Source organism: Mesorhizobium sp. WSM4884 (assembly GCF_029625675.1).
Classification (GTDB): Bacteria; Pseudomonadota; Alphaproteobacteria; order Rhizobiales; family Rhizobiaceae; genus Mesorhizobium.
On sequence record NZ_JARTVO010000034.1, the window covers coordinates 15,527 to 37,688 of the forward strand.

Genomic DNA, 22,162 nt, shown 5'->3' on the forward strand with positions numbered 1-22,162 from the left:
GTTCAGGATCGGATATCTAGCTATTGTCACGACAATGTCAATACAATGCAGAGCGGCCAGCAAGCTGGGATCGCTCATCCTGTCTTCACGCTCGCCACGCTCTCGCGCTCCACCAGTGGGCATTCCAGCTTGGTGATGGGATAGCGGCCGTGGCCGGGCGTCGGCGGCGCCTCCAGCTGCTCGATCGCCCACTGGCCCATCGCCAGATGCGGCAGGATCGACGTCGTCAGCGGCGGGAAAAGATGACGGGCGATCTCCTCGTCGTCATAGCCGACCACGGAAATATCCTGCGGGATATGCAAGCCGGCTTCCTTCAGCGCTTCGTAGCAACCGATCGCCGTGCGATCGTTCTGGCAGAAGATGGCGGTCGGGCGGTCCTCGAGCGCAAGCAGCTTGACTGTCGCGGCATAGCCGGCACTGGCCGACCAGTCGCCCTCGACCACCAGCTCCGGATCGAAAGGGATGTCGGCGGTGGCTAAAGCGCGGCGATAGCCTTTCAGCCTGTCCTGCGCGGCCTGCATCCAGGGCTCGCCGGTGATGGTGGCGATGCGCCGGTGGCCGTGGCTGATCAGGTGCCGGGTAGAGCTCTGGCCGCCGGCGATTTCGGAAGGCACCACGGCCGGGAAGGCATAGTCGGCGGTGTAGCAGTTGAGCAGGATCACCGGGATGTCGAGACTGTAAAGAAACTCGGGCGCCGTGATCTCGCGGGTGAAGATGGTCATGTAGATCAGCGCCGAGATGCCTCGCCGGGTGAGCGCTGAAATGGCGCGCGGCTCCATCACGGCATCGCCCATGGTCTGCGCCACCAGGAGCACATTGCCGGCATTCCACGAAGCCTGGCGCGCGCCCTCGATGGCGACCACTGCCTCGGGGCTGGTGGCGAGCTGGTCGACTGCGAAGCCGATGACGCCGTCCAGCCCCTCGAAGGGCGCGACGGGCGGGCGGAGCGCCGAAAAGACCGGCGGCGAGTAGCCAAGCGTTCTCGCCGCCTCGATCACCCGGTCGCGTGTCTGCTGCGACAGCCTGATGCCCGGCGAATTGTTGAGCACGAAGGAGACCGTCGCCTGCGAGCAGCCGGCGGCCCTTGCTATGTCGGTCATGGTGACGCGACCCTTGGGCTTGGCGGTGCGTCGCCTGGACGTCTCCGGAGGATCGCGCAGTTCCGTCGGTTCGCTCATGGTTCGTTTCCCAAAACCCTGCCGGCTGTCAAAGCGATAGCGGCAAGATGATCGAGGTCAGCGCATTTATCGGAAAACGCGCGTGATTTATAACTATTATCAATACGCCATCTTCCTCGCCAGCTGCGCCGCCTGTCAACGAAAAATAGGCGTTCGACATCGGATGCCCCGGCTATTTTCCGCGCATACCCGCATTGGAGCGTTTCCCCGTTTCACGGAAACGGCGAACCGCTCTGTTTCTTTGTTTGACGCAATTCCGAACGGAAAACCGTTACATCCTTTTCCTGGAATTGCGCTAACGGCGGAGTGTTTCCGCCGCCGCTCTCCTCTCTTCGCTGAGCGCCCCAGCCGACGATCTCCTCCGCGGCCGGTGCCCTTTGATGGCGTACTAATAGTCTTTACTAATAGCCGTAAGCGTTTTACTGTCAACTCGCCGCGATCGGACCGGAAGGCTCCCGGCCGGCAGCGGCAAAGTGGGAGGAGCGCGTGTCGGATGATCGGCTGGCCGCCGGAAGAGGGCTGCCTTGCTCTCACGAAAATGTCAGACAAATCGGACTATTTACGAACGCGAAATCTGTGTCTAGTGTCTTGGTCGCGGTTGGAGAGGCGCCGTTCCAAAGTTGCCAGACCTTGGGCAAGCCCCTTGAGGAGGAGGGCGTCCAGGCCGCAGCCGAGACATCAGCGATGAGTTTCAAAAGGGAGGTTGAACCATGAAATCCATGATACGTAACGCATCCGTAGCGGCGGCAGCCTTGGCTATCGGCCTGACGGCGAGCGCAGCCGTGCGCGCCGACGACAAGCCGACGCTGGCCTTCGTCGTCAACGGCGCGTCAGACTTCTGGAAGGCGGCGGAAGCCGGCGTGAAGAAGGCGCAGGGCGAATTGCCCGACTACAATCTCGAGCTCAAATATCCGGAGCAGTCGTCTGTCGCCATCCAGCAGCGCCTGATGGACGATCTGGTGACGGCCGGCGTCAAGGGCATCATGGTGTCGGCGGTCGACCCCAAGACCTCGACCGACGGGCTGAACAAGATCGCGTCCGAGACGGCGCTGTTCACCACCGACAGCGACGCCCCGCAGACCAAGCGCGTCGCCTATATCGGCTCGTCCAATGTCGACGCCGGCAAGCAGGCGGCCGAGATCGCCAAGAAGGCGATGCCGAACGGCGGCAAGTGCCTGGGCTTCGTCGGCCTGCTCGGCGCCGACAACGCCAAGGAGCGCATCCAGGGCATGAAGGACGGGCTCGCCGGCAGCAAGATCGAGCTGGTCGACGTCCGCGGCGACGACATCGACCAGGCGCGCGCCAAGAAGAATGTCGAGGACGCGCTGGTCGCCAGCCCCGACATCACCTGCATGGTCGGCTTCTACTCCTACAACACGCCGCGCATCTATGAAGCGCTGCGCGACGCCGGCAAGCTCGGCCAGATCACCGTCGTCGGCTTCGACGACGATCCGATCACGCTGGGTGGCGTCAAGGAAGGCACCGTCGCCGCGACGGTGGTGCAGCAGCCCTTCGAATGGGCCTATCAGGGCATGAAGCTGATGGCTTCCTACCTCAAGGGCGACAAGTCGGGCATTCCGGCCAATGGCCTGATCATCGTGCCGACCAAGATCATCGGCAAGGACGATGTCGACGCCTATGCCGCCAACCTGAAGGCGATGGCCGGCAAGTAATCGATGCACAGTTGCGCCGGCTCGAGTTTCGGCTTGAGCCGGCGTCCGTATTGACGGGCCTGCCAAGGCCCGTCAGTCTGTCCACCGGCCGCTGCCAAGCTCGATGAACTATGGCGTGATGAACTATTCCGACCCATCCATCGTTCAGTCCGCTCCGTTCCTGAGCCTCGAGGCCGTGCGCAAGACCTATCCGGGTGTCGTGGCGCTGGACGGGTTCTCCATGGAAGTCAGGCCGGGCGAGGTGATCGGCCTCGTCGGCGAGAACGGCGCCGGCAAATCCACGCTGATGAAGATCCTCGGCGGCGTGACGCGGCCTGACAGCGGCACCGTCACCGTCGACGGCGTCGCGCATGACGGCTTGACCGTGGAAGCCAGCATCGGCTCCGGCATCGCCTTCGTGCATCAGGAGCTCAACCTGTTCGAAAACCTCGACGTCGCCGCCAATATCTTCTTCGGCCGCGAGCCGCTGAAGGCCGGGCCGCTGAGGCTGGTCGACCGCGCCAGGCTGCGCGAGATGGTGGCACCGCTCTTGAAGCGCGTCGGCGCCAATTTCTCGGCCGACGCGCCGGTCGCCTCGCTGTCGCTGGCCCAGCAGCAGATGGTCGAGATCGCCAAGGCGCTGTCGATCAAGGCGCGGCTGGTGATCCTCGACGAGCCGACCTCCAGCCTGCCGATCGCCGAGACCGAAAAGCTGCTCGACGTCATCAAGGGGCTGCGGGCGGAAGGCATCAGCGTCATCTTCATCTCGCACCGCCTGCACGAGGTCGAGCGCGTCGCCGACCGCGTCGTGGTGCTGCGCGACGGCATGCTGGCCGGCACGCTGCCCAAGAGCGAGATCAACCACGACCAGATGGTCAAGCTGATGATAGGGCGCATGCTGAAGGAGCGCGAGAAGGCCGCCGAAGCGGGGCGCGCTCCGGGCGGCGTCGCGCTCTCGGCAAGCGCTGTGCGCACCAGCGCCTATCCGGACCACCCGGTCAGCCTGGAGCTGAGGCGCGGCGAAATCCTCGGCCTTGCCGGCCTGGTCGGCTCTGGCCGAACGGAGCTGGCGCGCGTTCTGTTCGGCATCGACGAGCGGCTCGGCGGCAGCGTCGCGCTGGACGGCAAGGCGCTCAATGTCGGATCGGCCGCCGACGCGGTGGCAAGCGGCATCTTCCTCGTGCCGGAGGACCGCAAGCTGACCGGCATCCTGCTCGACCTCTCGATCGCGCAGAACATCTCTCTGCCCAATCTGCCGGCGCATGCGAAGCGCTCGCTGGTCTCGGCCAGCGCCGAGCTCGCCACCGCCGAGAAGCAGAAGAAGGATCTCGGCATCAAGGCGCCGTCTGTCCTGACCCGCACCGGCACGCTTTCGGGCGGCAACCAGCAGAAAGTGGTTTTGGCCAAATGGCTGGCGATGAACCCGAAGGTGATGATCCTCGACGAGCCGACGCGCGGCATCGATATCGGCGCCAAGGCGGAAATCTACGGGCTGATGCGGTCGCTTGCCGACGCCGGTGTCGCGGTGCTGATGATCTCCAGCGACATGGAAGAGGTGATCGGTGTCTCGGACCGCATCGCGGTCATGCATGAGGGGCAGATCTCCGGCATTCTCGACCGGGACGATTTCAGCCAGGAGAACGTGCTTTTGCTGGCTGTCGGCAAGAAGCCAAGGCTGGCGCATGCCGCTGGAGGAGCGCAATGAGCAAGAAAGATCTCGGGCTGCTGGTGCTGATCCTGGTGGTCGGCGCGGTGGTGACCGCCATCAACCCGCGCTTCCTGTCGACGATCAATCTCGCCAACACGTCGAACCTCGTCGCGCTGTTCGGCATCCTTTCGATCGGCCAGGCCTTCGTCATCATCACCGGCGGCATCGAGCTTTCGGTCGGTTCGCTGATCGCGCTTCTCGGCACTCTGTTCATCGACTTCATCGCGGTGCGCGAGATGGACTGGCCGCTGGCCTTCGTGCTGATCATCCTGCTCGGCGCCATCATCGGCTTCGTGCATGGCTGGCTGATCACGCGGCTCAAGATGCAGCCTTTCGTGGTGACGCTTTGCGGCCTGCTGATCTACCGCGGCGTCGCCCGTTTCTACACCGCCGACGGCACGGCGGGCTTCGCCTTCGGCCAGAATTTCCCGGATCTGGAATTCCTCACCGCCGGCCGCTCAGGCGGGCTGCCGAACTCCTTCATCGCGCTGATCGTGATCGCCGTCGTCATGTGGGTGGTGCTGCACCGCTCGGTGTTCGGGCGCTATCTCTACGCCATCGGCAAGAACGAGGAAGCAGCGAAATATTCGGGCATCCGCACCGGCCGCGTCGTGATCGCGGCCTATGTCATCTGCGGCGTGCTGACGGCGCTGTCGGCGATCTACTTCGCCATGTATACGCGCTCGATCTCGCCCGCGAGCCATGGCCAGTTCTATGAACTCTACGCCATCGCCGCCGCGGTGCTCGGCGGCTTCTCGCTGCGCGGCGGCGAGGGCTCGCTGGTGGGCGTCATCCTCGGCACCGTGCTGCTCCAGGAATTGCAGAACCTGGTCAACCTGCTCGGCATCCCTTCCTCGCTCAACTTCGCGGTGATGGGCGGGGTGATCCTGATCGGCGTGCTGGTCGACCAGCAATGGGGCGTCTTCCGAGCCCGGCGCCGGATGATGGAGGCGACGCGCCGGAACGTCGCCGGCGCGCCGGCGGAGTAGCGCCTCTCCTTCTCCCCTTGTGGGAGAAGGGAAAGGCGCTAGATCATGTCCGAAAGGTCCGAGAACGCCATCGCCTTGCGCAGCACCTCGGCGAAACGTTCGCCTGCGATTTCCCTGGCGCCGCTGTTGTCGATCGAGGTGACGTCCGGGCCGGACAGCGTCACGCTCGTGCTGCGCGCCAGGCGGGCGAGCACCTCGCCGCGCGATTCACGGCCGCGCGCCGCCAGACGTTCGGCGAGGATTTCCGGCGAGGCGGTGATCTCGACAACGGCCAGATTGGCGTAGCGCTCGCGCAGCGCCGGGATGACCGCGCGGGAGACATTCGCCACGGCCACGTGGCCGTTGGCGACCGCCCAGTCGACATCGGCCGGCAGGCCATAGCGCAGGCCATGCGCGTCCCAGCAGATGGCGAAGGCGCCGTCGGCCTCCGCCTCGGCGAAGGCGGCATCGGCCAGCGTGTCGTGGTCCTCGCTCGCCGAATCGCTCGGCCGGGTGATGACCCGGCGTACGAATTCCAGTCGCGTCTCGCCGGCAAAATGCGCCTTGGCGTAGCCGATCAGCGTGTCCTTGCCGGCGCCGCTCGGGCCGACGACCGCGACGAAGACGCCATTGCGGATGGGAAGCGTTTCGGTGAGCTCGCGCTCGATCGACGCCGAGACCATCATGCGACACGCTTGCCTTGGCGCCACACGGTGCGCACGACCGGCACGTGCTCGTCGACGCGCACGCGCACCAGGTCGGCCCGCCGGCCGGGTTCGATGGCGCCGCGATCGGCGAGGCCGACCGCCTCGGCCGGATTCTTCGACACCATCGCAACCGCTTGCGGCAGCGAGATGCCCTCGACGACATCGCCGAGGAAGAAGGCCGACTGGATCAAGCTGAAGGGGATGTAGTCGGACGACAGGATGTCGAGCAAACCGTCGCCGGCAAGCGCGCGCGCTGACACATTGCCGGAATGCGAGGAGCCGCGCATGACATTGGGGGCACCCATCAACACGCCGAGGCCGGCAGCCTTCGAGGCTCTTGCCGCCTCCTCGGTGGTCGGGAACTCGGCAACGCGCACGCCCTGCGCAATCGCCTCGTCGACATGGCTGGCCGTCGCATCGTCATGGCTGGCGAGGACGATGCCGCGCTCGTGGCAGGCGGCGGAGATGAAGAGGCGGTTGGGACCGGAATTCATGGCCGATTCCGCCATCCGCTTCTCGCAGAATTTCTGGAAATCGCGGTCGGTCAGCTTCAGCTTGCGCTGGTAGTAATAGGCATAGGTTTCGAGATTGACGAACTGGCGCTGGCCCGGCGCATGGTCCATCAGCGAGGCGAGCTTGACCCTGTCGTCGGTCTCGAAATTGGCGAAGGCCTCGAGACAGTCCGGCGCCGAGACCTCGCAGCGCAGATGGATGAAATGGTCGGCCCTGAGCCGATCCTGGCGCACGCTGTCCTCGATCGCGTCGGCGAGGCTGCGGACGTCGTCGGACTTCAGGTCAGCGTCCTCGTCCATGCCGACGCGCAGAGCATCGAGCACGGTGGTGATGCCGGCGGTCGCCACCTGCGCGTCATGGGCGAGCACGGCGGCGATCGGGTTCCAGCGCACTTTCGGGCGCGGCGCATAGTGGCCTTCGAGATGGTCGGTGTGCAGCTCGACGAGACCCGGGATGATGTAGTCGCCGCCCATGTCGTCGCCGGCGCGGGCGGCGCCCGGCTCGATCGCGGCGATCTGGCCATCGCGCAGCAGCAGCGAGCCCTCGACGATCTCGTCGGGCAGCACGATGCGGGCATTGGTGAGGACGGTTTCGGCGGTCATTTCAGGCGATCCTTAGTCTCGGTATCAGGCGGTTTTTCTGGCCGGGCGGCGGCCAAGCGCATGGTGGGAGAGCACCATGAAAGGGGCGCCCGGTTCGGTCTCGACGAAAAGCGCCAGCCCGTCCACCGGCACCGAGTGCTGCAGCACGTCCGCGAACAGACTGTCGATTGCTGCACGAAGACGTGGGCTTTCCTGTGACCCGACGCGACCGGACAGCGTCATGTGGAAGCGGAAAGTCTCGAAAACATAAGGATAACCCCACTGGCAGAGGTTGCGGAACTCGTCCGGCTTCAGCGAGTCGGGGCTGCGGCGCTCGATCTCGGCTTCGGTCAGCGGTGCGCGGAAACGGTCGAAAGCGCGCACAACCTCGCCGGCGAAGCTGTTGAGAGGGTCGAACGGCGCTTCCGGCACCAAGGCGAAAAAGCCGTCGATCTGACCGACGACAAGACGCGGAATGACGACCGGCGGCGTCGCCTCGGCGAAATCGTCGAGCGCAGCGCGCAGCGAGGTTTCGGTCTCGTTCGGCGCCAGCCGAAACGGCGCCTTCAGCGTCGCATGGAAGCCGTAGCGCCTGGCCGAAGCCGTGTGAAAGGCAACCTCCGCCGCCGACAGGTCGGCCACCGCCTCGACCGGCCGCGTCGCCGTGCCGAAAGGGTCGCGGCCAAGCCAATTGGCGGCGATGCGCGCCAGCGGCTCGTCCTGCCGTGGTGTGAAATAGATGGCGTAGCGCATGAAAGAACCTCGTCAGACCCCGCCATAGGTGATTTCCATGACGGATTGACGAAGCTTTCATGGGTTTTCGAAGGCAGACAGCCCCTGACGGTCCTTAGCCGACGATTTTCCCGAACTGGACCAACAGGTTGAGCGCGATGAAAATCTCAGGCCTTCATCAGCCACTCATGCTCGGTCGCGTTGTGGAATTTCCACGTCCGCTTCGGGCCGGCCATGACGTTGAGATAGTAGAGGTCATAGCCGTGGCAGGCCGCGCAGGGGTGGTAGCCCCTGGGCACCAGCACGACATCGCCGTCCTCTATCGCCATCGCCTCGTCCAGGTCGCGCACGCCGTTCCTGTCGGCATCGGTATAGACGCGCTGGAAGGCGAAGCCCTGCGGCGGGTTGAGGCGGTGATAGTAGGTCTCCTCCAGATAGGATTCCGCTGGGAGATTGTCCCGGTCGTGCTTGTGCGGCGGGTAGCTGGAGGTGTGGCCGCCGGGTGTGATGACCTCGACCACCAGCAGCGAGTCGGCCGGCTTGCCCTCGGGCAGGATATTGGTGACGTAGCGCGTGTTGGTGCCCTTGCCGCGCACCTCCTGGCCGAGATCGTCGGGCGAAATGACACGGGCCGGCAGGCCACCGCCGAGGCCGGGCGCCGAGCAGACGGCGAGCTCCAGCTCGGTGTCGGCAATCACCGACCAGTCGGAGCCTTGCGGCACATAGACCGACCAGGGCTTGCCTTCGAACGGCGACATGCGCTCGCCGAGCAGGCCGAGCTCCTTGCCGTCGGCCGAGACCTTGCCCTTGCCGGTGACGAAAACCAGGCAGACTTCGCGCTCGCCCGTCTTGCCGGACGCGGTCTCGCCCGGCCGCAGCCGATGAAGATCGAAACCGACATAAGTCCAGCCGGCGCTTTGCGGGGTAACGTGAGCGACGTGGCCGTGGCCCTTGTCGGCCTTGACGAGCAGTTTCGACATTTTGTCTCTCCCAATTCCTCGACGCTTTGACTTTCAGATCCGCCCGCAGCCAGGATTCACTTGTTCGATCGCGAACCTCGGAGATTGGCCGGATCCCTCTCAACTTCGTCATCCTAGGGCGAAGCAGGAGCGAAGCTCCGTCGCGGAGACCCTAGGATCCATGCCGTTACCTTAGCCGAAGGGCGCACCGGAGCAGAATTCTGCACCTTTACAACTACCTTCAAAGTCACGGCATGGATCCTAGGGTCTGCGCTGCGTCGCTACGCTCCTTGCTCCGCCCTAGGATGACGAAGCGAGGGGCGTTCCGGCCAATTGCCAACGCAAACGATCCGTCACGACGCAGCATCCAATACACAAGAACCTCCAGTCCACCGACCGCTTCATTCCTTCGACTCGGCCGGAGGCTTGTCCTCCTCGACCGGCTTGTAGAGGTAGAAGAACTGCCATACCGCGTAACCGGCGAAGCCGAGCGCGATGACGCCCCAGAACGGCGTGCCGGAAGCGAACTCGATCACCGACCAGACCAGGCAGACGGCGACGACGGCGATGCGTCGCCACAGCGGTCGGAAGAAGGGGTGCTCATAGTCTTTCATCGCGCCAATCCAGGATTTGCCCAAAGCGCAACGGATAAACCGCGCGCCCTGGCAAATCCACCGTTTAGGCCGGGAAGCCTTGCGTCTCCACCGTATAGCCGGCGGCCGTCATCACCCGCATCAGTTCCTTGTGGCCGACCTCAGCCATCCTGAGCGGCGGGTTCTTCTTCGGATCCTGCTCCGCCTCGACCACGAACCAGCCTTCGTAGCCGTAGTCGGCGAACTTCTGCACGATGGCGCCGAAATCGAGCGAGCCGTCGCCCGGCACGGTAAAGGCGCCCAGCGCCACGGCGTCGAGGAAGGACTGCTTCGTGCGGTCGAGCCCGTCGATCACGCCCATGCGCACGTCCTTCACATGTACGTGGTTGATGCGCTTGTGGTGGTTGTCGATGGCGCGCAGCACGTCGCCGCCGGCAAAGGCGAGATGGCCGGCATCGAGCAAAAGCGGAATGCCTTCGCCGGAATTGCGCATGAAGGCGTCGAGCTCCGGCTCGGTCTCGACCACCGCCGCCATGTGGTGGTGGTAGGAGAGCGGCATGCCCTGGTCGGCGCACCATTCGCCGAACTCGGTGACGCGGCGGCCATAGGCCTTCATCTCGTCGTCGGCGAGCTTCGGCTTGGTGGCCAAAGGCTTGGAGCGGTCGCCCTGGATGGAGCGGCCGACCTCGCCATAGACGATACAGGGCGCATTGACCGCCTTGAAAAGGTCGATCATCGGCTGGATGCGATCCTTGTTCTTGGCCAGATCCTCATTGACCAGCGTGCCGGAGAACCAGCCGCCGCAAAGCGTGACGTCGGCCTCCTTCAGGATCGGCAGCATCACCTTCGGATCGTTGGGGAAGCGGCGGCCCATCTCCATGCCGGTGAAGCCGGCCGAGCGCGACTGGCGCAGACACTCCTCCAGCGACACGTCATCGCTCAATTCCACGAGATCGTCGTTCCACCACGCGATGGGGGACATGCCCAGTTTGGCTTTCAAGTCGTCACTCCAAGTTCTGATCGGTCCATTTTCGCTCGTCGGCGCTGCCCCTCATCCGCCTGCCGGCACCTTCTCCCCGTGAAGCACGGGGAGAAGGGACAAGCTCCAGCGCTGGCGACCCCTCTCCCCGTTCTTCACGGGGAGAGGGTAAGGGTGAGGGGCAGCGCCAGCGTCAATCACCTGCACTCTGCATCTGCTTTTTGTCCTCATACGCCTTGCGCGCCGCATTAACCTGGGGCCGCGACGAGACTTCCGGCACGGCGACGTCCCACCAATGGCCGCCGGCCTCGGTCGACACCAGCGGATCGGTGTCGATGACCAGCACCGTGGTCTTGTCGTTGCCCTTCGCCTTGGCGAGCGCCGTCTCCAGCTCGGCGATCGACGCCACCTTCTCGGCGACGGCGCCGAGGCTCGCGGCATGGGCCGCGAAGTCGACATCGGGCATCACCTCGTGGCGGGCGTCCTTGAGCAGATTGTTGAAGTTGGCGCCGCCGGTCGCCATCTGCAGCCGGTTGATGCAGCCATAGCCGCGGTTGTCGAGCAGCACGATAGTGAGCTTCAGACCGAGCATCACCGAAGTGGCGATCTCGGAGTTGAGCATCAGATAAGAGCCGTCGCCGACCATGACGACGACCTCGTGGTCGGGCTTGGCCATCTTGACACCGAGACCGCCGGCGATCTCGTAGCCCATGGTCGAGAAGCCGTATTCGGCGTGATAGGAGCCCGGGGCTCCCGCCTGCCAGAGCTTGTGCAACTCGCCGGGCAGACCGCCTGCCGCGTGCAGCAAGGTGACGCCCGAGCCCATGGCGCGCTGCACGGCGCCAATGACCTGCGCATCTGACGGATAGGCGGCATTGGTCGAAGCCGTCACCTTGGCGGCCGCAGCCTGCCATTCCGTCTTGCCCTTCAGCGCATTGTCGGTCCAGGCGTTCGGCGCCTTCCAGCCCTTCAGCGCGGCGCTGAGCTCGGCCAGCCCTTCGGCCGCGTCGGCGACCAGCGGCAGCGCCCAATGCTTGCCGGCGTCGAAAGCTTGTGTGTTCAGCCCGATGATGGTGCGGCCGGCATTCTTGAACAGCGCCCAGGAGCCGGTGGTGAAATCCTGCAGCCTGGTGCCGACCGCAAGCACGACATCCGCCTCTTCCGCCAGCCGGTTGGCGGCGGAAGTGCCGGTGACGCCGACGGCCGCCATGTTGAGCGGATGATCATCGGGGAGCGAGGACTTGCCGCCTTGCGTCTCGCAGACCGGAATGCCGGCGCCCTGCACCAGCTTGGCCAGTTCGCTGGAGGCCTGCGAATAGAGAACGCCGCCGCCGGCGATCACCAGCGGCTTCTTCGCGCCCTTCAGCGCCGCGACGGCGGTCGCGAGCTCGTCGCGATCCGGCCGCGCCCGGCGCGGCGTCCACACGCGCTCGGCAAACAGGCTTTCCGGATAATCATAGGCTTCTGCCTGCACGTCCTGGCAGAGCGAGAGCGTAACCGGGCCGCATTCGGCCGGATCGGTCAGCACCTGCATGGCGCGGTTCAGCGCCGGGATGATCTGCTCCGGCCGCGTGATGCGGTCGAAATAGCGCGAGACGGGGCGGAAGCAGTCGTTGACGCTCGCCGTGCCGTCGGAGAAATCCTCGGCCTGCTGCAGCACCGGATCGGGCAAGCGGTTGGCGAAGACATCGCCAGGCAGCAAAAGCACCGGCAGCCGGTTGACGTGGGCGAGCGCCGCCGCCGTCACCATGTTGAGCGCGCCCGGGCCGATCGAGGTGGTCGCGGCCATGAAACGGCGGCGGAAATTCGCCTTGCCATAGGCAATCGCCGCATGCGCCATCGCCTGTTCGTTATGGGCGCGGAAGGTCGGCAGTTCGTCGCGCACCTGATAGAGCGCCTCGCCGACGCCGGCGACATTGCCATGGCCGAAGATCGCCCAGACGCCGCCGAAGATCGGCACCTTCTTGCCGTCGATCTCGGTCATCTGTCGCGACAGAAAGCGGGTCAGCGCCTGCGCCATCGTCAGGCGAACGGTCTTGCTCATTGGTCGTTTCCTCCGGCTTTCCTTGTGCCGTCTTGTTATGCTGCCGCCTTCTTATGCTGCTTTACGGCCGCGCGCGGCAAGCCATGCTTCGGTCAGCTGCTCGAAACGCGAAGCCATGTCGGCGATAGCCTCGTCATCCGACATCTTGCCTGCCAGCCATTGTTCGGCGGCGTTGATGAAGATGGTGCGACCGACGGCAAATCCCTTGACGATCGGCGCATTGGCGGTGGCGGCGAAGGCGGCGACCAGCTCATTCTGCGGCGCTTCCAGGCCGAGCAGCACGACACCCCGACACCATGGATCGTTCTTGACGATTACCGCCTCGATCTTCGCCCAGGCGCTTGCCGAAGCCTGCGGCTCTAGCTTCCACCAATCGGGCTTGATGCCCAGCGCGTAAAGCTCCTCCAGCGCGCGCGGAATGGTGGCGTCGTCCAGCTTGCCGTGCTTGCCGGCGATGATCTCGACCAGCAACTCGCGCCCGACTTTCCGCGCCGCTTCGAACAGGGCCCGCAGCTTCTGCTGCTGCTCCCTCTTCAGCGCCTCGGGATCATCCGGGTGATAGAAGCACAGGCATTTGATGCAGTGATCGACCGGCCATTCGGTGAGCTGCGAGCCGATGTCCTGCGAGAACTCGAAGCGCAGCGGCCGCGAGCCCGGCAGCTCGACCGGACGGCCGAGCCAGGCAAAGGGATGGCGGGCGAATTCGAACATGGCGTCGCGACCATATTTCTCGTCGATCAGCATGCCGTAGCCGTCGCGCCCGGCGGCGACCTTCGCGGCCGCCTTGACGGTCAGCACCTTGAAATCCGGGATGCGCGAGGCGTCGGCGCCGACTTTTGCCGCGACGTCTTCCAGCTGGACGCGATGATCGCAGGCAAGCGCCATCAGCGAAGGGAGGTCGCGCCGGCGCGTGGTGGCCCAATGGATGTGGTTGATCGCCTCGTCCTTGCGCAGCGCCAGATGCTTGCTGCCGTTCTTCAAGAAGAACTGCAGCTCTTCGAAGGTCGGATATTCCGGCGCGCAGAGCAGGCGCGACACGGCGAAGGCGCCGCAGGCATTGGCCCAGGTCGCCGCGGTGGCAAAGCTTTCGCCGCCGAGCCAGCCGCGCAGGAAGCCCGACATGAAGGCGTCGCCGGCGCCGAGCACGTTGTAGATTTCGATCGGAAAGCCCTTGCCGACGATGCCGTCCTCGAGGTCGTCGCTGATCGGCCCGTCATAGACGATGCAGCCCTTGGCGCCGCGCTTCAAGACGATGGTAGCGGACGACAGAGAACGAATCGTCTTCAGCGCGCTCAGGCAATCGTCGGCGCCGGAGGCGATCATGATCTCCTCCTCGGTGCCGACGATGAGATCGCAATCGGGCAGCACCGTCTTCAGCTGCGCCGAGACGCGGTCCGACTTGACGTAGCGCTCAAAGCCTTCGGCATGGCCGGCGAGCCCCCAGAGGTTCGGGCGATAGTCGATGTCGAAGACAACCTTGCCGCCCTTGGCCTTCATGAGGCGGATCGCCTTGCGCTGGGCGGCATCGGTATTGGGGCGGGAGAAATGCGTGCCGGTGACGACGACGGCCCGGGCCGACGCGATGAAAGCCTCGTCTATGTCTTCTTCCGCGAGCGCCATGTCGGCGCAATCGGAACGATAGAAGATCATCGGCGAGACGCCTTCGTCCTCGACGGACAGCAGCACCAGCGCGGTCAGCCGTTCCCTGTCGGTTTTCAAGCCGTCGACCGAGACGCCCTCACGCCCGAGCTGCTCGCGGATGAAGCGGCCCATCTGCTCGTCGCCGACGCGAGTGAGCAGCGCCGAGCGCAGGCCGAGTCGTGCCGTGCCGACGGAAATATTGGCCGGGCAACCGCCGACCGACTTGGCGAAAGAGGTGATGTCCTCCAGCCGCGAGCCGATCTGCTGGCCGTACAGATCGACCGACGCGCGGCCGATCGTGATGACGTCGAGCGGCGGATATTTCGCTTCCACGGCTTCGCCCATTCGAACCTCCCATCGGCCTTGTTGTGCAGAGCAGCGTCGTTTTGGGCAGCACACGCGAACGGCATCGTGGCGCCGTCAATATGAAATAATAATTCCAATCCATAGTCAATATGGAATGAGCATTCCCGGACGGAAAAACGCCGTGGGCGAGGCCGTTCAGCCCTTACGCTTGCGGCCGGAGTCGCGACGCTTCTCGCCGACGGCAACCGTCAGCGCCATCGCCAATGCCATCGTCGCCGAGATCGAGCGGAAACCGCCGAAATCGGCCTCGGCAACTTCGAACCATACCTTGGCGAACTGGGCGAGCGGCGAGAACGAGCTGTCGGTGATGGCCACGATCGGCACGCCCTGCTCGGCGATCGCGCGCGTCTCTTCGATGGTTGCGGGCGCGTAAGGCGAGAAGCTGATGGCGATAACGGCGTCGCGCGGCGTGGCGAAGCCGATCATCTCGGCGTTCAGGCCCGCGGCCGATTCCACCAGCTGATTGCGGATCTTGAGCTTGCCCAGCGCATAGGCGATGTAGGAGGCGACCGGATAGGAGCGGCGCTTGGCCAACACGTAGATTGTTTCGGCTTTCGCCAGGAGCGCGACCGCCTCTTCGAAATGCGCATCGTTCAACGAGCGCGAAATGTCGCTCAGCGACGTGCTGGCGGCGGCGACGAAGCCGTCGAAGATCGCCCGGTGGCCGGCGCCTTCCTCGGCCTTGGCGCGCAGCGCCGCAAGCCTTTCATCGTAGGAGGAATTGCGCTCGCGCAGGCGCTCGCGAAAAACCTGCTGCAGGCTGGTGAAGCCGTCGAAGCCGAGCTGCTGGGCGAAACGGATCAGCGTCGAGGGCTGGACGCCGGCCGAGGCGGCGATGCTCGCGGCCGTGCCGAAGGCGATGTCGTCGGGATTGTCGAGCGCATAGGCGGCGATCTGCGCGATACGCTTGGGCAAGTTCGCGCGCCGCTCCAAGATCGTTGCGCGCAACGTCCCGAAATCGCGAGGCACCCGTTCGTCCATCGTCGCTCCGCCCACGGCCATATTGAAAGTTCCCTCTCCTGCCTCATCATACCGAGTTCGCGCAAGAACACCATAAAAAATGATTTGGACGTTCCATTCTCACGTGAAATGGACTAATTCATCCATACGGAATCCCTCTTCAGTGGAGACAGTCTAAATGGTCGGAGTGGGCCTCATCGGCACGGGCTTCATGGGCAAGTGCCACGCCATCGCCTGGAACGCGGTCGGCACCGTCTTTCCCGATGTCGAGAAGCCGAAGCTGGTGCATCTGGGCGAGGTCAATGACGAGCTCGCAAAGCGCAAGGCCGGCGAGTTCGGCTTCGCCAAGGGATCCGGCGATTGGCGCGCCGTGATCAACGACCCGGAGGTCGATGTCGTCTCGCTGACCACGCCTAACCAGTTCCATCCGGAAATGGCGATCGCCATCCTCAAAGCCGGCAAGCACCTATGGTGCGAGAAGCCGATGGCGCCGAGCTTCGCCGAGGCCGAGGCCATGGCGAAGGCGGCAACGAAATCCGGCCAGGCCGCCGTACTCGGCTACAACTACATCCAGAACCCGGCAATCCGTCACATCGGCGCGCTGCTCGACGAAAAGATCATCGGCGACGTCAATCTCGTGCGCATCGAGATGGACGAGGATTTCATGGCCGACCCGGAGGCGCTGTTCTTCTGGAAGCACGAGGCCGCCTCGGGTTATGGCGCGCTCGACGATTTCGCCGTCCATCCGCTGTCGCTGATCAAGGTGTTGTTCGGCCGCGTTGCCCGCGTGATGTGCGACATGGCCAAACCCTATGCCGACCGGAAACTCGCTTCCGGCGGCCGCCGCGCGGTCGAGACCTACGATATCGCCAGCGTGCTGATGCACCTCGAAAACGGCGTCGCCGGCACGCTGCTGGTCAACCGATCGGCCTGGGGCCGCAAGGGCCGCATCGCCATCCAGATTTTCGGCTCGAAGGGCTCGATCCTCTACGACCAGGAGCGGATGAACGAGTTTCAGCTCTACCTGACCGCCGACCGGCCGACCGAGCAGGGCTACCGCACCATTCTGGTGGCGCCGCACCACAAGCCATACGATTCCTTCCTCCCAGCGCCCGGCCACGGCCTCGGCTTCAACGACCTCAAGATGATCGAATGCCGGGAACTGCTGATGCGGATCGCCGGCAAGCCGGCGCGCGTCATCGATTTCGACGAAGGGCTGGAGATCGAGCGCACCGTGCACGCCATGGCGCGCTCCTTCCAGGAACAGCGTTGGATGGATGTGAGGTAAGGAGGCCGACGGGTCGGCGTCTACTCAGTTGCCGGCGGCCGAGGCGTTGATCTCCCAGCCGTCCACCCAGATCTGCCGCAGGCGGTCGCCCTCGCCCTTGAACCATAGGCCAGCCAGCCGGCAGTCCTCGATCCGGTCGCTGCGGAAATTGCGGATGGCCTGGCGCAACTCGCACCAGGCGACGATGTTGGCGGTCTCTGCATAGTAGATCAGCGCGATCGGGCGGATGATGCGCTGTGTGTCGCGGCCGGCTTCGTCGCGATAGGCAAGATCGAGCTTCTCTTCGTCGCGGATGGCGCAGCGCACCAGGGCAAGATCGACCGTCGGCGCCGAAGGCGCGGCGAACCCCCAGGCATGCAGGGCGTTGGCGTCGAGCGTCTGGCGCAAGGGTGGCGGCACGGCGCCGGCGATCTTGGCGCCGACACGCTTTGCCGCCTGCTTGAGCTCGTCATCGCCGGTGCGCTCGAGCAGAGCCAGGGACAGCACGATCGCCTCCATCTCCTCGGTCGAAAACATCAGCGGCGGCAGATCGAAGCCGGGGCGCAGGATATAGCCGATGCCGCGCCCGCCCTCGATCGGCACGCGCATCGCCTGAAGCGCGGCTATGTCGCGATAGACCGAGCGCACCGTCACTTCCAGCTGTTCCGCGATCGTCGCCGCCGTCACCGGCTTTCGGGCCAGCCGCAGGATCTGGATGATCTCGAACAGGCGCGACGCCTTGCGCATTTCCTCACCGGCCGAAACGCAACTGACACACCCCCGTCAGTTGGGATGATCTATAGGGCCGCCTACCGGCTTGAAAATCAACAGAATCCTTTCGCGCCATAGCCGGCGAGCGACCGGCAACTGACATGACTTATAGCGAAAACCTCTGGCTTTTCTTCATCCTGCTGTTCGGCATCATCGCCGTGCCGGGCATGGACATGCTGTTCGTGCTGGCCAACGCGCTGACCGGCGGCGGCAATCGGGGCCTTGCCGCGACCGCCGGCATCATGCTGGGCGGCGCGGTGCATACGCTGAACGGCGCGGTCGGCGTCGGCCTGCTCATGCATTTCGTGCCGATCCTGTTCAAGCCGCTGCTGATCGTCGGCGCCGCCTATATGGCCTATATCGGGATTTCGCTGATGCGCAGCTCCATCACCGTGGGCGATGATGGGCCTGCCGGCAGCCGCTCCGCCTGGAAGGCTTTTCGGCAAGGGTTGGTCACCTGCCTGATCAACCCGAAAGCCTACCTGTTCATCATTGCCGTCTATCCACAGTTCCTCAAGTCCGCTTACGGTCCGATCTGGATGCAGGCGACCGTTATGGGGCTGCTGACGGTCGCCACCCAGGCAGGAATCTATGGCGGGCTCGCCGTCACCGCCGGCCGCAGCCGGGCGCTGCTGGTCGACAATCCGCGAGCGACCGCTTTTGCCGGGCGCGCGGCCGGGCTGCTTTTGTTTGCGGTCTCGGTATTCACCGCATGGGAGGGGCTGAGGGCGGCGTGATCGCCGCCCTCTCCGACGCGCCGCTCAGGCAGCGCCCTGCCGGGTTGCGAGCATCTCGCGCTTCACCGACCGGCGCCATTCGACGGCGCCGGCGAGGCCGTGCAGCACCGTCTCGGTGGTCGCCCAGTCGATGCAGCCATCGGTGATGCTCTGCCCGTAGGTGAGCGGCTTGCCCGGCACGACGTCCTGACGGCCGGCGACGAGATTGCTCTCGATCATGACGCCGATGATGCGCTCGTCGCCTGCCGCGACCTGGCCGGCCACGTCATGCGCGACTTTCGGCTGGTTCTCCGGCCGCTTGCCGCTGTTGGCGTGGCTGACGTCGATCATCAGGCGCGGCGCGACACCGATACGGCCAAGCTCCGCGGCGGCGGCATCGACGTTTGCCGCATCGTAGTTCGGCACCACGCCGCCACGCAGGATGACATGGCAGTCCTCATTGCCGGTCGTCGCGGCGATCGCGCTGCGGCCGCCCTTGGTCACCGCCATGAAATGATGCGGCTGGGCGGCCGACTTCACCGCTTCGCCGGCGATTCTCAAATTGCCGTCGGTGCCGTTCTTGAAGCCGACCGGGCAGGAGAGGCCCGAGGCCAGCTCGCGATGGATCTGGCTTTCGGTCGTGCGCGCGCCGATGGCGCCCCATGCGACGAGGTCGGCGATGTATTGCGGCGTCGTCATGTCGAGGAATTCGGTCGCCGCCGGTAGGCCGAGATTGTTGACGGCCGACAGCACATTGCGCGCCATGCGCAGCCCCTTGTCGATGTTGAAGCTGCCGTCGAGGTCGGGATCGTTGATCAGGCCCTTCCAGCCGACCGTGGTGCGCGGCTTCTCAAAATAGACGCGCATGACGATCTCGAGCCGGTCGGCCAGGGCCTCGCGCAGCGCCGCCAGACGGCTGGCATAGTCCACGGCGGCGACCGGATCGTGGATGGAACAAGGGCCGACGATGACAACCAGTCGATCGTCGGCCCCGGTCAAGATGGAATGGATGGCGTTGCGCGAAGCGGCAACGGTGCGCGTCGCCGTGAGTGAGCGCGGTATCTCGCGCATCACCTCGTCCGGCGTGCTCAGGACTTTGAGTTCCTTGACCCGAAGGTCGTCTGTGGTGGTCAACACGGCTTCTGCTCCTGGTTAGGAGACCTGCCGGCTGAAACGAAAAAGCCGCCAGGTCTGGCGGCTTTTCGGATTTAGATGCTGCAATCTTCAGATCGAGCGCAATCCTCCCGCCGCCAGCGAGCTGTCGTAGTAAAAGTACCAAAACGAGGCGGTCAGGTGGATCATGCGGCTCATATAGTCGATGCCGGGGCGCTTGTCACCTGGGGAGACGCTACTCGCCAATCACACCGGCTATGTTCTGATCGTAGTCGACCAGCGAGCCGGTCATGACGCCGGCCTGGGGACTGAGCATATAGGTGATCAGCCGGGCGAGCTGCGCCGGCTTGACCAACTGGCCCATCGGCTGCGCGGCCTCGGCCTTCGCCAACCAGTCGTCCGGCGCGTCGTGCCATTTCTTCTGCACGATCGCTTCGCCCTCGGTGTCCATCCAGCCGGGCAACACTGCGTTGCAGCGGATGCGGTTGCGCCGATAGGAGCTGGCGACATTCTTGGTCAGCGTCATCAGCGCGCCCTTGCTGGTGGAATAGGGCGTCAGGAAGGACTGGCCGGCATGCGCCGACATCGACAAGACGTTGACGATCGAGCCTGGCGCCTTGCGCTCCAAAAGATGCGCGACCAGGCCCTGCATTAGGAAGAAGGGCCCGCGCACATTGGTGTCGAAGATCTGGTCGAACAGCTCTTCTGATGTCTCGACCAGCGAGCCGCGCGCCGAGGTAGCGGCGGCGTTGACCTGCGCGTTTAGCGTGCCGAAATGGGCAATCGCCGTTGCGACGGCGCGCTTGCAATCGGCGACCTTGGCGACGTCGGCGCTGATGAAGATGGCGTCGACGCCGCTCTTCTTGAGCGCGGCTACCGCCTTGTCGCCCTTCTCCTGCGAGCGGCCGATGAGCGCCAGCGCGCGGCAGCCTTCATCGGCGAGCGCCTCCGCGACAGCGAAGCCGATGCCCTGCGCGCCACCAGTGACGATGGCGCGCGTTTCTGAATTGCGACCGGCCAAACCGTTCATCGCTCTGCTCCTATAATCGAGTTCGAACGTTCAATCGACGCGGACAGTCTTGCCGGTCTTGGCCGACTGCAAGGCCGCGTCGGCTAGTTTCAAAGCGACCAATCCATCCTTGCCGCTCGGCGAGGCCTTCTTGCCCGCGGTCGCAGCGGCGATGAAAGCCGCGATCTCGTTGGCATAGGCGTCGATGTAGCGGGTCATGAAGAAGTCGTGCAGCGGCGGGCGCGTGTAGCCCTTGTCGTTGGCGAGTTCGATCGACACCGGACGCTGGTTCTCGGCCGCGACCATGCCCTTGGAGCCATGCACCTCGATACGCTGGTCGTAGCCATAAGTGGCGCGGCGCGAGTTGGAGATGACGGCCTGCTTGCCCGAGGCGGTTTCCAGGATGGCGCTGACCGAGTCGAAATCGCCTGCATCGCCGATCTTCTTGTCGACCAGCACCGACGCGTGGGCGCTGACGGCCACCGGCTCCTCGCCGAGCAGGAAGCGCGCCATGTCAAAGTCGTGGATGGTCATATCGCGAAAGATGCCGCCGGAGCGGGCGATGTAGTCGAGCGGCGGCGCGCCCGGATCGCGCGACGTGATGGTGACCATCTCGACATCGCCGATGGCGCCGTCGTCGATCGCCTTTCGGACCGCGGCGAAATGCGGGTCGAAGCGGCGGTTGAAGCCGACCATCAGCGTGGCGTTGGCCTTCTCGACCACGGCCAGGCACTGCTCGACGCGCTTGACGTCGAGGTCGATCGGCTTCTCGCAGAAGATCGCCTTGCCGGCCTTGGCGAAGCGCTCGATGAGATCGGCATGGGTATCGGTCGGCGTGCAGATGATGACGGCGTCGATGTCCTTGGCCTGCTCGATGGCATCGATCGTGCGCACCTCGGCGCCGTAGGCGGAGGCGAGTTCAGTCGCCGCTTTCTCGAAGGCATCGGCCACGGCCACCAGTCTGGCCTGCGGGTTGGAACCAACGGCGCGGGCATGCACCTTGCCGATACGGCCGGCGCCGAGAAGAGCGAAGCGGAGAGTCATGGAATGTCCTTTGAGGTGGTTCAGAAAGCTGTCCGCGCCTTGCGGCGCGGAATGATTGATATCCCGTCGTGGCGCCTCCTCAGGCGGCCTGGAGCTCTGCCTGTCCGGTCTTGGCACCGGTGATGTAGGCGACGATGTCGTTGCCGTCGGTGTCCTGCTTGCGCAAATTGGCGACGATCTTGCCGCGCCGGAAGACGACGATGCGGTCGCAAAGGTCGAAGACCTGGCGCATGTTGTGGCTGATCAGGATCAGCGGCTCGCCATTTGCCTTGAGCGTGCGGATGATGTTTTCGACCTGCGCCGTCTCCTGCACGCCGAGCGCCGCCGTCGGCTCGTCCATGATGATGAGCTTGGAGGCGAAGGTCGCGGTCCTGGCGATCGCCACGCACTGGCGCTGGCCGCCCGACATATGGCGGATGGTGCTGGACAGGTTGGGGATTTTCACCGCCGTGCGGATCAGCGCCGCCTCGGTCGCCTTGCGCATGGCCTTGCGGTCGAGGATTGAGAAGGGGCCGAGGTTGAACAGCACCTTCTCGCGGCCGAGAAACAGGTTCGACGGCACGTCGAGGTCGTCGGCCAGAGCCAGGTTCTGGAACACCGTCTCGATGCCCGCCTCGCGCGCCTCGATCGGCCCGGCGAAGTTCACTTCCTTGCCGTCGAA

Annotated in this window: 20 protein-coding genes; 5 read left to right on the forward strand and 15 right to left on the reverse strand. The window is 64.8% G+C overall.

The genetic code is table 11. The features are described 5' to 3' along the window. Positions 1-74: 74 nt before the first annotated feature. The gene (locus tag P9236_RS29550; RefSeq protein WP_278078104.1) at positions 75-1,178 is read right to left on the reverse strand and encodes a LacI family DNA-binding transcriptional regulator; all 1,104 of its coding nucleotides are present in this window, start codon (positions 1,176-1,178) and stop codon (positions 75-77) included. Positions 1,179-1,888: 710 nt separating this feature from the next. Here P9236_RS29550 and P9236_RS29555 point away from each other — a divergent pair. From P9236_RS29555 to P9236_RS29565, 3 genes are all read left to right on the forward strand, one after another. Then, the gene (locus tag P9236_RS29555; RefSeq protein ID WP_278078105.1) at positions 1,889-2,851 is read left to right on the forward strand and encodes a sugar-binding protein; all 963 of its coding nucleotides are present in this window, start codon (positions 1,889-1,891) and stop codon (positions 2,849-2,851) included. A gap of 118 nt (positions 2,852-2,969) precedes the next feature. Next, the gene (locus P9236_RS29560) at positions 2,970-4,535 is read left to right on the forward strand and encodes a sugar ABC transporter ATP-binding protein (protein ID WP_278078106.1); all 1,566 of its coding nucleotides are present in this window, start codon (positions 2,970-2,972) and stop codon (positions 4,533-4,535) included. Continuing rightward, a complete protein-coding gene (locus P9236_RS29565) occupies positions 4,532-5,527 on the forward strand; it encodes an ABC transporter permease (RefSeq protein WP_278078107.1) in 996 nt (331 codons plus the stop codon). Before P9236_RS29560 ends, P9236_RS29565 begins: the two co-directional genes overlap by 4 nt. A 38-nt stretch (positions 5,528-5,565) precedes the next feature. On the opposite strand, the gene phnN is transcribed toward P9236_RS29565, so the two are convergent. From phnN to P9236_RS29610, 9 genes are all read right to left on the reverse strand, one after another. After that, on the reverse strand, positions 5,566-6,192 hold the full coding sequence (phnN, locus tag P9236_RS29570; protein WP_278078108.1) for a phosphonate metabolism protein/1,5-bisphosphokinase (PRPP-forming) PhnN: 627 nt from the start codon (positions 6,190-6,192) through the stop codon (positions 5,566-5,568). After that, positions 6,189-7,328: an alpha-D-ribose 1-methylphosphonate 5-triphosphate diphosphatase gene (locus P9236_RS29575; RefSeq protein ID WP_278078109.1), complete on the reverse strand. Its 1,140-nt coding sequence runs from the start codon at positions 7,326-7,328 to the stop codon at positions 6,189-6,191. The genes phnN and P9236_RS29575 overlap by 4 nt, the downstream gene beginning before the upstream one ends. 24 nt (positions 7,329-7,352) lie before the next feature. Further along, the gene (locus P9236_RS29580) at positions 7,353-8,060 is read right to left on the reverse strand and encodes a DUF1045 domain-containing protein (protein WP_278078110.1); all 708 of its coding nucleotides are present in this window, start codon (positions 8,058-8,060) and stop codon (positions 7,353-7,355) included. 146 nt (positions 8,061-8,206) lie between these two features. After that, positions 8,207-9,019, reverse strand: a complete 813-nt coding sequence (gene iolB / locus P9236_RS29585; protein ID WP_278078111.1) for a 5-deoxy-glucuronate isomerase — start codon at positions 9,017-9,019, stop codon at positions 8,207-8,209. A gap of 380 nt (positions 9,020-9,399) precedes the next feature. Next, positions 9,400-9,612 (reverse strand): DUF3329 domain-containing protein, encoded by a 213-nt coding sequence (locus P9236_RS29590; protein WP_278078112.1) that lies wholly within the window; start codon positions 9,610-9,612, stop codon positions 9,400-9,402. A 64-nt stretch (positions 9,613-9,676) separates the two neighbouring features. Next, a complete protein-coding gene (iolE, locus tag P9236_RS29595; protein ID WP_278078113.1) occupies positions 9,677-10,591 on the reverse strand; it encodes a myo-inosose-2 dehydratase in 915 nt (304 codons plus the stop codon). A 172-nt stretch (positions 10,592-10,763) separates the two neighbouring features. Further along, positions 10,764-12,614, reverse strand: a complete 1,851-nt coding sequence (gene iolD / locus P9236_RS29600; RefSeq protein ID WP_278078114.1) for a 3D-(3,5/4)-trihydroxycyclohexane-1,2-dione acylhydrolase (decyclizing) — start codon at positions 12,612-12,614, stop codon at positions 10,764-10,766. Positions 12,615-12,665: 51 nt separating this feature from the next. Beyond that, positions 12,666-14,600, reverse strand: a complete 1,935-nt coding sequence (gene iolC, locus P9236_RS29605) for a 5-dehydro-2-deoxygluconokinase (RefSeq protein WP_278078115.1) — start codon at positions 14,598-14,600, stop codon at positions 12,666-12,668. A gap of 156 nt (positions 14,601-14,756) precedes the next feature. After that, positions 14,757-15,602: a MurR/RpiR family transcriptional regulator gene (locus P9236_RS29610; protein WP_278078116.1), complete on the reverse strand. Its 846-nt coding sequence runs from the start codon at positions 15,600-15,602 to the stop codon at positions 14,757-14,759. Positions 15,603-15,759: 157 nt separating this feature from the next. Between P9236_RS29610 and P9236_RS29615 the strand changes: the two genes are divergently transcribed. Beyond that, on the forward strand, positions 15,760-16,869 hold the full coding sequence (locus P9236_RS29615; RefSeq protein WP_278078117.1) for a Gfo/Idh/MocA family oxidoreductase: 1,110 nt from the start codon (positions 15,760-15,762) through the stop codon (positions 16,867-16,869). Between the two features lie 24 nt (positions 16,870-16,893). Here P9236_RS29615 and P9236_RS29620 read toward each other — a convergent pair whose 3' ends face one another. Next, positions 16,894-17,595: a YafY family protein gene (locus P9236_RS29620; protein WP_278078118.1), complete on the reverse strand. Its 702-nt coding sequence runs from the start codon at positions 17,593-17,595 to the stop codon at positions 16,894-16,896. A 125-nt stretch (positions 17,596-17,720) separates the two neighbouring features. Between P9236_RS29620 and P9236_RS29625 the strand changes: the two genes are divergently transcribed. Then, positions 17,721-18,356 carry a LysE family translocator gene (locus tag P9236_RS29625; protein ID WP_278078119.1) on the forward strand — a complete coding sequence of 212 codons (636 nt, stop codon included), beginning with the start codon at positions 17,721-17,723 and terminating at the stop codon, positions 18,354-18,356. 24 nt (positions 18,357-18,380) lie between these two features. Here P9236_RS29625 and P9236_RS29630 read toward each other — a convergent pair whose 3' ends face one another. The 4 genes from P9236_RS29630 to P9236_RS29645 form a co-directional block, all read right to left on the reverse strand. Next, positions 18,381-19,472, reverse strand: coding sequence for a 3-deoxy-7-phosphoheptulonate synthase (locus P9236_RS29630; protein WP_278078120.1), 1,092 nt, complete (start codon positions 19,470-19,472; stop codon positions 18,381-18,383). Positions 19,473-19,683: 211 nt separating this feature from the next. Continuing rightward, positions 19,684-20,478: an SDR family oxidoreductase gene (locus tag P9236_RS29635; RefSeq protein ID WP_278078121.1), complete on the reverse strand. Its 795-nt coding sequence runs from the start codon at positions 20,476-20,478 to the stop codon at positions 19,684-19,686. Between the two features lie 30 nt (positions 20,479-20,508). Next, positions 20,509-21,501, reverse strand: coding sequence for an inositol 2-dehydrogenase (gene iolG, locus P9236_RS29640; protein WP_278078122.1), 993 nt, complete (start codon positions 21,499-21,501; stop codon positions 20,509-20,511). Between the two features lie 79 nt (positions 21,502-21,580). Further along, a partial coding sequence (locus P9236_RS29645) for an ATP-binding cassette domain-containing protein (RefSeq protein ID WP_278078123.1) occupies positions 21,581-22,162 on the reverse strand: 582 nt, incomplete at its 5' end.